General features: G+C 46.8%; 8 protein-coding genes. 4 read left to right on the top strand and 4 right to left on the bottom strand.

What is annotated here, in order from left to right; translation table 11 throughout:
• Positions 1-66: 66 nt before the first annotated feature.
• Positions 67-3,771, bottom strand: coding sequence for a helicase-exonuclease AddAB subunit AddA (gene addA / locus HC660_RS05870; RefSeq protein WP_168747367.1), 3,705 nt, complete (start codon positions 3,769-3,771; stop codon positions 67-69).
• Positions 3,758-7,258 (bottom strand): helicase-exonuclease AddAB subunit AddB, encoded by a 3,501-nt coding sequence (gene addB / locus HC660_RS05865; RefSeq protein ID WP_168747366.1) that lies wholly within the window; start codon positions 7,256-7,258, stop codon positions 3,758-3,760. Before addB ends, addA begins: the two co-directional genes overlap by 14 nt.
• A 183-nt stretch (positions 7,259-7,441) precedes the next feature.
• Between addB and HC660_RS05860 the strand changes: the two genes are divergently transcribed.
• Positions 7,442-7,879, top strand: a complete 438-nt coding sequence (locus HC660_RS05860) for a ferritin family protein (RefSeq protein WP_024120837.1) — start codon at positions 7,442-7,444, stop codon at positions 7,877-7,879.
• Positions 7,880-8,009: 130 nt separating this feature from the next.
• Positions 8,010-8,324 (top strand): four-helix bundle copper-binding protein, encoded by a 315-nt coding sequence (locus HC660_RS05855; protein WP_168747365.1) that lies wholly within the window; start codon positions 8,010-8,012, stop codon positions 8,322-8,324.
• A gap of 34 nt (positions 8,325-8,358) precedes the next feature.
• Here the strand turns inward: HC660_RS05855 and HC660_RS05850 are convergent, their stop codons facing one another.
• Entirely contained in the window at positions 8,359-10,089 is a 1,731-nt protein-coding gene (locus HC660_RS05850) for an SgrR family transcriptional regulator (RefSeq protein ID WP_168747364.1), read from the bottom strand.
• Between the two features lie 115 nt (positions 10,090-10,204).
• Here HC660_RS05850 and HC660_RS05845 point away from each other — a divergent pair, with 115 nt between their 5' ends.
• Together HC660_RS05845 and HC660_RS05840 are read left to right on the top strand one after the other, a co-directional pair.
• A complete protein-coding gene (locus tag HC660_RS05845; RefSeq protein WP_168747363.1) occupies positions 10,205-11,407 on the top strand; it encodes an MDR family MFS transporter in 1,203 nt (400 codons plus the stop codon).
• Between the two features lie 107 nt (positions 11,408-11,514).
• Positions 11,515-12,669: an AbrB family transcriptional regulator gene (locus HC660_RS05840; RefSeq protein WP_168747362.1), complete on the top strand. Its 1,155-nt coding sequence runs from the start codon at positions 11,515-11,517 to the stop codon at positions 12,667-12,669.
• 173 nt (positions 12,670-12,842) lie between these two features.
• On the opposite strand, the gene ntdR is transcribed toward HC660_RS05840, so the two are convergent.
• Positions 12,843-13,832, bottom strand: coding sequence for an NTD biosynthesis operon transcriptional regulator NtdR (gene ntdR / locus HC660_RS05835; protein WP_168747361.1), 990 nt, complete (start codon positions 13,830-13,832; stop codon positions 12,843-12,845).
• Between the last annotated feature and the right edge of the window lie 102 nt (positions 13,833-13,934).

Genomic DNA, 13,934 nt, shown 5'->3' with positions numbered 1-13,934 from the left:
TTCACCTCTCTTTTGTATAGAAAACGAGATCCGCTCCGTCTGAATTCCCGGAGCTTATGGATCTCGTTATAAAGTCAGAATGTGCCCTCCGTCAAAGAAATAAAGCGCACATCCTTTTACCTTCGTTTGAGCAATTTGTTCAACGGCCCTTGTGTACAGCTGAATTTGCGTTTCATATCTCTTTTTCAGGATCGGGGCTGCTCCTTCAAAGCCGTGCTGGAATTTCCCCTCAATCCGGTCTGTTTTATAGTCCAGCAAATATAAGCCGTCCTCTGTTTCGTAGAGACAATCGATGATCCCCTGCACCAATAGCGGCTCATCCGCCTCTTTCGCATCAGGATAAATCTCTTTTGCCGGAAGCGCCAAACTGAATGGAACTTCACGGTCCTTCCATTTAGCGCCGATCAGTTTTTCGCCAATTTCGGTATGGAAAAATTGAACAATTTCCTCAATATCGATAGCGGATTGCTGTTCTTCGGTGAGCAGCTCTTTTTCATAAAGATGTCGAACTGTCCGTTCCGCTTCTTCTGTCGTCGGCACATGTGTCAGCGGAATATGCTGCATGACCGTATGCATAGCTGTTCCTTTCTCTGCTGCTGTCAGGCCTTTTTTCATCATGAAAGCCGGGCGTCTGTACAGAATGCTTCCATCAGCCGGTGTAACGGGTGCCCGTCCGCTGTATTCGTCCTCGTACTCTCTTCTTCTCTTAATCTCAGACACAGACTGCTTCGTGCGAATTTGTGTCACCTCGTGATGCGAATACTTCCAGGCCAGCCGCTCGCGAGCTTTTTCCTCATATGCAAACGGGCCGGGAACCGGTTCCCCGCGGCGGATCGCTTCAAGACGTTCGCTTTTTTCTTCCAGTCTCTCTTCCAGCTCATCATCAAGCAGATCATATGAATGGATCATTTGAATAGCAAAGCGGGCCGGATGGCCTGATATATCAGAAGCCGCTGCCGCACCGCCCTCAGCCAAAGGCTCCAAGTCTCTGTGTCTGACAAGAGCAGGTCCGATGAAATCCAAATACGTTTTCGCCTGATAGCGGTCAAATTCCGGCAGGAGCCAGTCAGCTTGGGATGCCGATGCCTGCCATTTTGCCAGCTGTTTCTGATGATCCTTGCATGAGCCTACAAGAAACAGCTTCTCCTTCGCCCGCGTTAAAGCAACATAGAGCACACGCAATTCCTCAGACAGCAGCTCCCTGCGCATTTTTTTCTTCATCGCGATGAGCGGAAGCGTCGGATAGCTGATGCGCCATTCAGGATGGATAAATTTCGTGCCAAACCCAAGCTCCTTGTCCAGCAGATAGGATTTGTTGAGATCCATCATGTTGAAATTCCGGCCAAGTCCCGCTGTGAAGACGACTGGAAATTCGAGCCCTTTGCTGCTGTGAATGGTCATTAAGCGGACAACATCCTCCTGCTCGCTTAACGCTCTCGCCGTTCCCAGGTCATCGCCGCGTTCCTGCATGCGTTCGATAAACCTCAAGAAACGAAACAGGCCGCGAAATGCCGTCGATTCATATTGGCGTGCCCGGTCATAAAGGACGCGCAAGTTAGCCTGCCGCTGTTTTCCGCCCGGCATTCCGCCAACATAATCCATATACTTTGTGTCGCGGTACACTTCCCAGATCAGCTCGGACACCGAATGGTTTTTCGAAAATGCGCGCCATTTTTGCAAATGCCCGTAAAACGTTTGCAGCTTTTGATAAAGCTCATCGTTTCGGTCGCCGGCTGCCAGATAGTCTTTCATTGCTTCATAGTATGGCGCCTTTTTGTTTTCAAGCCGGATCAAAGACAGTTCGTTCTCGTCAGCACCGACAATCGGTGAACGCAGAACGGAAGCAAGCGGAATATCCTGATACGGGTTATCAATCACCTTCAGGACAGAAAGCACGACAGACACTTCCACCGCATCAAAGTAGCCTGATGTTAAATTGGCGTAAACCGGTATGCCCTGAGCTCTCAGCTCTTCCATGATTTGCGGCGCCCACGGCATGGATCGCAGCAAAATCACGATATCGCGGTATTGAATATTGCGGTGTGTCTTCGTTTTCCCGTCATATACCTTAAATGGCGATGAGATCAGCTTGCGTATTTCCTTGGCGATCGCTTTTGCCTCGAACTGTACCGTTTCCAGCTCTTCCGCTTCCTCTCCTGCGTCCGTCTCCTCGGACTTGTCAATCAGCAGCAGTTCGGTTTCCGTTTCATTGTTTTCCGGATACGCCGCGCCGAGTTTCAGTTCAGCCTGTTCATCATAATCGACCTCGCCGATTTTGCCGCCCATCAGCTGTTTGAACAAAAAGTTTGTGCTGTCTAAAATATCAGCCCTGCTTCGAAAGTTTTTGTTCAAGTCGATTTTCCGGCCCGACCCTTCTCCGCTCTCTGTAAACCGTTTGTACTTAGACAGAAAAAGGAGCGGCTCCGCTAGCCTGAATCGATAAATCGACTGCTTGACATCTCCTACCATAAACAGGTTTCCTGTCTCTTCCGGCCCGCTTGTGACGAGCTGAAGAATGGATTCCTGCACCAGGTTGGTATCCTGATATTCATCGACGAGCACCTCATGAAACTGCTCCTGATAAAATCTTGCCGCCTCACTTGGTTCACGTTCACCCTTTTCGTTCACAGCGGTCAAGATGGACAGGCAATAATGCTCCAAATCAGAAAAATCAATGAGCGATTTCTCCTGCTTTGCGGCTTCAAACCGTTTCCCGTAGCTGATGACAAGCTGTACGAGTGTTTCAATAACAGGCTTCATGTCAGCCAAACTCTTTAAATGCTGCTCCGGGCTTCTGGTGAAGTAATCGGTTTTGAGTTTTTCAAGGAGTTTTTTGGCGCCATTTCTCAAGTCTGTCGCTTCATCAAGCAAGACGGGGTCAAACTCGTCCCCTTTCACCGCTTTTGCACGCTTAAAGGAGACAGCGGGCACGCGCTTATAAAGTTCATTGAAGTCATCCTGATGCTGAATCAGGTCATCAATCTGCGCGAGATCATCGAGAAAATTTTCAGCGCGCGGCGCAGGTCCGCCCGGCGCTTTTGTCAGCTCAAGAGCACGCTGAAGCTTTTCCTTTGCTCCGTCCAGCACCATCGCAATATCTTCTTTGACATATGGATAAAACGGCAGTTCCTCGATCGCGCTCTTTTCTGTTACATCATACAAATGAACAAAGCTTTTCAGCCATGTTTCCGGATCCGGGTGGGAACGGGAATACTCATACACCTGTTTCACGAGATATTGCAGATCTAAGTCATGCCGGTCAGTTGTGTATCGGTCGACAAGTTCAAAAAACGCCTTATCGCCCTTTGCATATTCATCCTCGAACAGCTCATCAAGCACCTCGTCCCCGAGAAGTTCGCCTTCTGTCTGATCAGCAATCCGAAAGCCCGGATCAAGATCAATCAGGTAGTAATATTTTTTCAGCACCTGCAGGCAAAACGAATGAAGCGTTGAAATGCTGGCCCGGTTTAATAGAGACAGCTGGCGACGGATATGCAGCGAACCTGGGCGTTTTACCAGCTCTTTTTCCAGTGCATCCGCAATCCGGTGTTTCATCTCTGCAGCTGAGGCGTTTGTAAAGGTGACAACAAGAAGCCGGTCTACATCGATCGGATGTTCTTCCGCCGTGATTTTTCGGATCATTCTTTCCACAAGAACAGCGGTTTTACCGGATCCTGCCGCCGCTGCCACAAGGATATCCTGGCCGGTTGAGACGATGGCATTCCACTGGTCATCTGTCCATGTGCTGTCTGCCGGTTTAGGAATGTTCATTGCCATCAGCCTCCTTCTTTATCCAATCAAGTACCGTCTTGTCCTTTTCGGCCTTTAACTGACGATACTCGTTTTCTTCTAATGATTCATCAAATTGGCATACTGATTTAAACGCACAGTATGTGCAAGGTGTCTTGTTCTTCATTTTATACGGCTCAATGGATACGCGCCCGTCAGTGATTTGCTCGCCTGCTTCTTGGAAGGTACGGCGCACATGCTTCGTCAACAGCTCAAATTCTTTTTCACCGACTGCTGCTGAATCCGATCTGAGAGAGCCGTCTTTCTTCAAGCCCGCATTGATGATATTTGATCTTCCTTCTTGAAGGGTTGTATCCATGAGGCGAATCGCCTCCTGATCACCGAGGAGGAGGCCCTTCATCTTAAATTTCTTAAAAATTTCCTGTTCAATCTCATCAAGTCCAAGCGGAAGATTCGATTGTATCATCGGGTCATGAATATGGAAATACAGCACCCCGGCCGGCGTGGCTTTCATTCCTAGCCAGTCTAATGAATGTGTAATCGATAAATCCAGATACGTCAGCATTTGCAGCGCAAGTCCGTAATACACTTCCGCCAAGTCAAGGCCTTTATCACTGGATTTATAATCGACAATCCGGAGGAGCAGGCCTTTAGAGCTTTCCGCTTTATCCACGCGGTCAATCCGCCCGACGAGCTCCATCGTACAGCCGTTTTTCAGCTTAAAGGTAAGCGGCGGGAGCGGGCCCTTTCCGCCAAAGCCCAATTCAAGGCCGATCGGCACGAATCCGCTCGCTTTCGCATGCTCGCTTAAAATGCCGGACACGCGTGTCACAATTTTCTGCAGTTTTTCCTTCACGTAATAATGCCGGTTTGAACTGAGCAGAATTTCTTTTTGCAGCTTCGGCGCCAGCCGCTCGACCGCGTCATAAGAAAACAGCTCGCACTGCTCCTTCGTTAGGTCGCGCCAATCTAATTTTTGCTCACGAAGCCGGTCTGAAATCAGTTTTAAACTGGAATGAAAGAGCTGCCCGATATCCGGTGCTTCAAGCTTGAAAAATTGACGTTCCTTCAGATGCAGCCCGTGGGACGCAAAATGGGAGAAGGGACAAGCGTTAAAGGTTTCCATCCTCGACACGCTCCCTTGAATACGTTCACCATAGAGCTGTCTCGATACAGAACGTTCAAGCTGCTTGACTTCATTGCGGAAAAACAGGCTTGAGAAAAGCTTTTTCGACTCCAGCCTGTCAGGTTCATTCATCAGCGCATTGTACGCGCTCCACCAGACGTCGCTGATCTCATATTCCCTCGTCCATAATCTGAGCTGGCTAGCGGTGTATGATTGCGCCACGCTTTTATTGACAAGGTACATTAGCTGTTCCTCATCGCTGACCTGCTCCGGTTCATTTGTCAATAGACGCTCGCGATGCTGCGGAAACAGTTCTTCCAGCCGCTTGATGACAATCGACGGCAAAAGCGTTTTTCCTTCCGCATCAGCAATCGGATACGTCACATAAAGGCGGTCAGATGGGCTAGAAAGCGCCATATAGATCAGGAAATGCTCATCAAGCAGACGCTCCCGCCCGCCGGAGGAAAGCTCAATACCTATCGTCTTCAGCCACTCACGATCATCATCCGACAGCACGCCATTTTCATCAGGGCGAGCCGGCAGGACGCCGTCGTTTGCCCCAACCACAAAGGTACATGAGGTACCGTATATTCTGGACAAATCCATATTGCCGACAAACACCTGATCAAGCGCCGGAGGAATGAGAGAGAATGTCAGTGACTCTGCACCGGTTTCCATCATCTGCTGAAACAAATCAAGAGAAATTTCATCTTCGCCCATCATTTCCACAAACTCCTCAAGCAGCTGAATGACAGCGTCCCATGCCTGCTGATGCTGCTGTGCTTCAATGATTCTGCCGTCTTCCTCAGCCCGCTGTCTTTCCTGATCCAGCTTCAGCGGCACATCCGTCTCTTCTAAATAACGGTAAAGCGCCTCCGCCTTCTCTTGAACCGTTTTTGCTTTTTTCATTCGTTTCTGCAGCTGGAACAGCGGCGGAACAATCCAATCGCGCGTGTCATTCAGCATGTTTTCCATTTCAATTTCTTGATCGGTCTGCGCAAATTCATCATCTAGCGACACAAAACGTCTGTAGTGGAAACGGTCGCCCTTTGTCCAGCGATCGCCTTTGATGCCGTAAGCGATACAGTAATTCTCCAGCTGATCAACCTGCTCTCTTACCTTGGCCTTCGGCTCGTTAAGCGGGAATAACAGTTCGGTTTTCACGCAGCGGAACACCGCTTCATAACGCCAATTCCCCTTTAATACGTCAAGGCTTGACCGAATAAACTCCACTAACGGGTGGTTCATCATAGACGTTTTCCCGTCAATAAAATAAGGAATCTCGTAATCTGCAAATACTTCCTTGACCATATCCTTGTAGTCTTCCGGCTGACGCGCTAAAATCGCCACATCCTTGTAACGGTAGCCCTTCTCTCTGACAAGACTATGGATTTCCCGGGCAATACCTTCCAGCTCTGCCCGTCTGTTTGCGGCCTGCATCACGGTAAAAGCCTCTTGTTTCTCAGCAAACGGAATAACCGGACGCGCTTCATACTGTGCTTCCAAATGGGCTAATTCCGGTACGCGCTTGTGCCGTTTTAATCCATCAAGCTCTTTATAGGTGATGTCCAGATTCAGTTCCTTTGCCGTCTGGTGCAGGCGATAATACGTTTTTCCCGTCATTCTGAACAAATCAAGTTCCTGCGGCTCCCCCTCATGTGACGGCTTGTCCGCTGTGAGTGAAAACGTGATATGCTCTGCCTGAAGCATAAGCTGCTCTAACACCCTGAATTCCTGCGGTGTAAACTGATAAAAGCCGTCTACATAGACATGTGCCCCTTTCAAATCTTCCGCCTGCGGGATATGCTCTGCCAATAGTGTCAAATAATCCTCAGAATGAAGATACTGACCTTCAAGGCTTTTTTCCATCTGCTGGTACAGGATCGATAAATCATGAAGCTTCTCAGATAAAACACGTTCCCCTCGATACTCGGAAGCTGTTCCGCTATCCGCCATCCGGCGAATATCTTCCGGTTCCAGACAGTATCTCTTAAACTCAGTCAGCATCCGTTCTACCTGTGCGGTAAAACCGCTTTTGTCACTTGCTTTTTGATAGACTTTAAACTCCTGTTTGTGCTCTTCAATGAGCTTCCGCAGGAGCATCTGTACGCCCGTGCTCGTAAGAAACGGCCTGCTCATTCCTCCCGTATGCTGGAGGACGCGCCAGGCCAGTCGTGAAAAGCTGAAGACTTGAGCACGAATCATGCCGCCCGTATCAGGCGTTTTAGCAAGCTCGTATTCCATTAAAAACGTCATTTGATCCGGGACTAGAAAAATGATCGGTTTCCCGAATGGAGCCCGGCGCAGTTCATCTTGAATGCTGTCGATGATCAGCTTCGTTTTTCCACTCCCGGACCTGCCTACTAAAAACTCTGCTCCCAAATTAGAAGACCCCTCTCTTTTTATCTGTTTATATTTTATCGAACATTAACGAAAATGACCAATCTGATCTATTGGTAAAAACGGCCTTTTCATTTATAAGAAGCTGAATTTCTCCGCACATGTTTTCTGGCCTCACATATACTTCTACAGAAGCCCAATTCCTTAAGAATGGAGTTGAACCCCTTGTATTACAGCTATTTTCCTTATCCAGCGCAATACCGGGAAGACCCTGTTTTGATTCAAAATCTCCAGAAAGCCATCAACGGAGAATTCAGCGCGGTTCAATGCTACCGCAGGCTTGCTGAACTTGCCCACCCTGCTGATGTCAGAAAACAAATTGAAGAAATCAGGCGCGATGAGATCCGCCATCTCCGTGATTTCTCCTCATTATACGGAGCCATTACAGGCAAACATATCATGCCGAAACAAACAGAAAAATGCCCGGACACTTTTACAAGAGGACTTGATGCCGCTTTTAAAGATGAACAAAAAACCGTTGACTTTTACTTACGCGCAGCTGAGGAAACCTCAAATGTAAAGGCAAAGGGTATCTTTACGCGCGCCGCACGAGATGAACAAAACCATGCTGTCTGGTTTTTATACTATTTGATGGATCGCTAGCACCCGATTTTGATATACACGATCAGATTATATTTACACCTCCCCCTAAAGCAAAGCACACTCCACTGTTTTCCTTAACCTCAGCCGGGAAACATAAAATCATACACGAACATATGAGGAGGAATCAAGCATGCAGCAAACCATTGAAGCTTGTATCACATGTATGGAAGCTTGCAACCATTGTTTCACAAAATGTTTGGCAGAAAGTGCACACCACGAACTGAGCGGCTGCATCCGGCTTGACAGGGAATGTGCGGATATTTGCGCGCTGGCAGTGAAAGCCATGCAAACGGACAGCCCCTTTATGAAAGAAATTTGCACACTTTGCGCCGATATTTGTGAAGCCTGCGGCACTGAATGCGAAAAGCATGATCATGATCATTGCCAAGCGTGTGCGAAGTCTTGCTTTGCCTGCGCTGAGCTCTGCCGCAGCATGGCTGCGTAACAGAAGCATGAGAGGGGTCAAATGAGAGCCCTCTTCACTCCTTTGACAGCCATACAGAGTAAAAATCAATCCACCCCTCTTCATCCAGCATCAGATCCTCAACCGTCTCACTCGATGCTACCTCAAGCACATTTTGATACAGCGGTATCGCGCTGAAGCTCCCTATAAGCTGACGGTCAATTTGTTTTACTATATTCATTCTGGAAGACCGGTCGGGTAATGAGAAAAACCGTTTTATCATTTCTGAAAATGTCTGTTTCTGTTCACCTGAAAGATGGTGATGCAAAAAGCTGTTCTCCGAAAGCAGCAAATGTAAAAAACCAAACTCATCTTCTTCATAAAACGTGGCGCTGTCATGAATGATGTCAGCCATTTGTACGATTTCCGGTCGGCGCAAATCGGCAGCAGTACAAAATTCCAGGTCAAGCCTAATGCCATTCCGTTCACAAACCTCTTGAATCCATGCTGCGTCCTCGCGATGATCCGTTTCAGAAAAAGTGAATAGTGACAACGTCTCTCCCGCATATCCGCTTTTTTTCATTAATTCCGCAGGTGAAGCATCTCCCCAATCAAAAGGCGCCCGGTGGAAAAAAGATGATACCGGAATGCTTCTGTGTCCTCCCGCCTCACGAACGAGCTGTTCAGATGAAATCAGCAGCCGAAGGGCTTTTCTCAAGCTTGGATGCTGAAGCGGCCCTTTCTTTCTGAGGTTTAGTGACAAGTATTGAACATGCCGTTCTTCAAAAACAGTTTGCCGCTCAGGAGGTTTCTGTTTTTCTCGAAGGGTAAAACCGTACATATCATCTGCTTGCTCAGAAAACACAAACTCAATACGATCTAAGAATGCCCGGCCCATAAAGTAACGCTCGTTGGCTTGAAGAATGAGCATGTGTTCGTCATGCTGAACAAGGCAAAAAGGTCCCGTCCCATTCACCTCGCCGTTCATTTCTGCCGGCAGGATAGACAGCCGTTCATCACAAAGAATATATGGCAAAAGCTCATTCGGCTGATCGAGCTCAATGTCCACACAAAAAGGCCCCTTCTCTGAAATCCGTTCAACACCTTTCAGCAGCCATTTATATGGATTTTCATCATGATCCATAAAACGCTGAAACGTAAATACAACATCCCTTGACGTCAATGGCTTACCATTATGAAAAGAAACGCCTTTCCGAAGAAAAAATCTCCACCGTTTTTTCCCCGCTTTATTCCATCCGTGGATTAAATGCGGCTGCGGCTCTCTCTTTTCCCGATCAAATCGGAGCAGTGTATCATAAATCTGCTTGACAAAATGGCCCTCTGACCGCAGAAAAATCCTGCACGGATCAAAACTGCTTACCGCTGCTGGGGCTATAAACAAGCGCAGCACATCCTGTTCACCATCCTGTCCGGTTTCTGTTACAAAACCGAACACCTCAGAAAACCACATGTCATACACATTTTGAATTCCAGGAAACACCGGCTGATAATATTCAAGCAGTTCTTTTGCTTTTTTAAGCTTTCCGGCTGTTGTATATTCCTTGGCAGTTTGAAGCAGCAAATCTTCCGGCTGACGAAGAAAAGCGATTTTTGATTTATGGCCGCGCCCCGATCCGCTCTCGCGAATGATCCATTTTTTGCTCTCCATCTTATGTAAAATCAGCTTCGCATTTCTCTCTGTACAATATAAACAAGCCGCAATCTCACTGAGCGGCATTTCCTTCATCTGTCCCGGTTCGCCGCTCTCAGCTTTTGCGAGCGCCACATAATGGTCAATCAGCTTCAATCCCTGCACCTCCTGACAAAAAAGGGGAATTTTTTTCACTAATTTTCTTCTCTTTTTGGCCCGCCGCCCCTTTTATACACTACTACTATATCAAACATCGAAAGGCGGAAATCACATGTTTCTCCTCTTCCAATCAATGAAATCCCGCTACACAGCACCCGTTTGGCTCCGGTTTTTCGGCGAAATGCTGACAAGCCTGACAGGTGCCATGATGGGGCCGTTTATGGTGCTGTATCTGCATGAGCAATTAAACGGAAGCGTGATGCTTCCCATGCTTATCATCAGTCTTCAGCCCTTCGCTGATATTTGCCTGACACTCATAGCGGGACGTGTGACAGATCAGCTCGGACGGCGAACAGCGATCCTTACTGCCCTGCTTCTGCAAACAGCTGCAATGGCGGGTTTTGTTTTTGCTCATGATGCATATTTTTTCGCATTCCTTTATATCCTCAACGGCATCGGCAGATCCCTGTACATTCCTGCATCACGCGCACAGATCGCCGAAAGCACGCCGGAAAGCAGACGTTCGGAAGTTTTTGCCGTCATCAATGCCATCTACTCAGCAGGGTTGACGGCAGGTCCGCTGCTTGGGCTGCTGCTGTACGCTCATGATCCCGTTTGGATATTTGCATTAGATGCCGCGGCCCTGTTCGTTTATTTTCTTATCGCCGCCTTTAAATTACCAGAAACAAAGCCGCTAAAAGCCGATCATCCCGCAGCATTATCCGTGCGTTTCACAAGATATCGGCCTGTTTTGATCCTTTTGCTGCTTTCTCTCCCAATCAGCATGTTATACGCGCAAACAGAAACGACATACAGGCTGTTCAGCAAAAGTATGTTTCCTGATTACCTGTCCATGCTGGCAATCTATTCAGCGGCAAAAGCGTTATTAAGCTTTGTTCTTCAAGTTCCTCTAGTAAAATGGACAGAAAAGTTTTCGATGAAAACGATTCTTCTCATCACCTATATCAGCTACTCACTTGCGGCCGCCGGCTTTGCATTCTCAACATCTTTGACGCTGCTTATGCTGACTGCTGCCGTGATGACGGTTGGAGAAAGCATCGGACTCACTCATATCCAGACCTTTATTTCCCGGCTGGCGCCGCCGCATATGCTCGGCCGTTTCTATGCGATATACGGCTTGCATTGGGATATTTCACGGTCAATCGGACCGCTGGCCGGCGGACTGATCCTGACTTCGTTTGGCGGGGAAATCATGTTCTACAGTCTTTCCGCTTGTCTTCTCGCCGCTGGTTTCTTGCAGTCTCATATCATGGAGAGGATTGAATATAAGGTCATAAGAAAAGTGAATGGCTGACAGAAAAAAATTCATAATTTCATTATCAACAAAAATATACTATAGTAATGATACATTCACTACATGAACAATTGGAGCTGTAAGTTAATAGGAAGAAGGGTTTTATATTGAAGAAAGACAAAAATCTCCTCACAGATGTATGGTTTATCGCAATCAGTGCAGCCGGGGGGTTTATTCTTTCGTTAACCGGAATATCGATCGGATGGATGATCGGAACGCTGATTGTCGCCTGCTGTCTCGCTATGCTACGGCCGGCTTGGCTGATGATGGCGCCAGATCAAAAAGGAATTAACCGCCGGTGGCTCGCTCTCGGGCAGATGATCCTCGGCATTGAATTGGGCCAAAAGCTGAACCTATCCGTTCTGTCTGTCCTCAAAGATCATTGGTTTTCGGTCGGCATCATGCTGATTTTATCGATACTCCTTGCCATGCTGTCAGGCTATGTGCTTTGGCGTTTCAGCAAAACGGATATGATGACCAGCTTTGTCGGCACGGCTCCCGGCGGACTGTCCGCCATGCCGAGTATTGCCCAGGAGGTCGGTGCCAATACCGCTATTGTCAGTCTCGTTCAAATGATGCGGGTGCTGCTCGTGGTCCTGTCTATTCCGTTTTTGGTTATCCTGATTTACGCTAAACAAGATGGTCCCGCAAATGCAACAGCCCATACGGTATCCGCTGCCACGACAGAAATCGGGCTCGCTCCCGTACTGTGGACCGGCGTTCTCATTTTCGTTGCCTGGGGAGCTTGCAAAGCGGCAAAATATTTAAAATTTCCCGCTCCGTGGCTGCTCGGCAGTATGCTCGGTGTAGCGGCCGTGCACATAGGCGGCGCCTCAATAACAGGTCATGACATGCTTGCATGGTGGCCGTCACAGGCAAACCATTTTTCGCAGATATTTCTAGGGGCTACAATCGGTTCTAAGATGTACAAAAGCATGTTTGCCGGCGTTACACGTATCATGATCGTCGGTTTCATTTCATCAGTCGGCTTAATTGCCGCTATGCTTTTAAGCGCGGTGATTGTTTCCAAACTGACAGGAATTTCGCTGATCACCTCTGTTTTGGCATTTGCCCCCGGCGGCATCGCGGAAATGGCGACGACGTCTGTTACATTGCATGCCGATTCCACCTTTGTCGTTGCGGTTCAGGTCATACGCGTCATCCTTGTCATTGCACTCTTGCCGCCGTTTTATCGTCTGCTTCACCATCTTCATGGTGAAAAAAAAGGCAAAGAGAGTTCGATAAGCGGCAGCAATGCCTAGTTGAAAAAAAGGAAGACTTAGGCATAAAAGGGGGAGTCACTCTATTCTGCAGAGTATGGAGACTTCAAAATGGGCCAGGAAAGTGAAATTTCCTGATAGAAAAAGAGGTTATACATGATAACCTCTTTTTTCTATACACAGTTATAAAATGATAAGGAAGTGAAAATCTATAGTTAAGTTGATTCTCTTATAATAAGTTTTGTTGGCAGTTTAATAATTCTTCTGTTTAAAGAAGTGTTACCCGAAATATACTCGATCATTTTCAACACAGCCTGTTGCCCTAATTCTATTATAGGAATATCAATTGTTGTGATGGTCGGAGTCACTACTTGGCAAATCGATTGGTTGTCAAAACCAATTACAGCTAAGTCTTCTGGAACGTTAAAGCCATTTTTTATCGCCTGTTTAATAATCCCTGCGGCGACTTGATCATTTCCTGTAAATATTGCTGAGGGTCTGTCCTTTAGATCCTTTATCTTATGAAAAACGCGAAAGCCATCCTCGATATTAAACAATTCACCGAATATCCATTCATTTCTATGATGTAAATTGTAATCTCGTAAAGCTTTCAAGTAACCCTCTTTCCTCTGACATTGAGCTTCGCTGTATGGAGTATCAAAACAAAATCCAATTTTTTCATGTCCTCTTTCAATTAAATGTACTACCCCCATGTATGTCGCTTCAAATTCATCATACCCAATGATCGTGATGTCCGCTGAGTGATGATATTCATTACATAATAAGATAGGACCATACTTTAAGAAAGGAGATATCTTATCCCATTCATTTTCTAGAGTTCCAAGAATAATACCATCCACTTCTTTGTGTTTCAATAACTCTAATAGCTCCAGCTCTGTCTGTTTGTCATAAAAGGTTTGAAATACAATGACCTTGTAATTCTTAAACAGTGCTTCATGAGAAACCCCTTTTATTAATCGAGCGAAAAATGGATGGTCGATACTTGGAACCGATAAAGCTATCGTTTGTGTCTTATTTCTCCTAAAATTACGAGCCAAATAATTGGGAGTGTAGTCAAGTTCGTTAATAGCCTTTAAGATCGTATCTCTTTTTTCTTTCGACACATAAGGGTGATTATTCAACACTCTTGAGACTGTGGTTTTAGACACATTGCATAATCTTGCTATTTCATCAATTGTAGGCATATTTTCCCTTCCTCAAAAAAGTTATTGACATGTTATCGGTTTCAGAAATTAGGATAAATTTGTATCAAATTTTCCAGATTATAAATCATTGGAGGTACTGTT

This window comes from Bacillus mojavensis, assembly GCF_012648005.1.
In the GTDB taxonomy this organism is placed as follows: Bacteria; Bacillota; Bacilli; order Bacillales; family Bacillaceae; genus Bacillus; species Bacillus mojavensis.
This window is presented reverse-complemented; position numbering and strand designations above follow the sequence as displayed.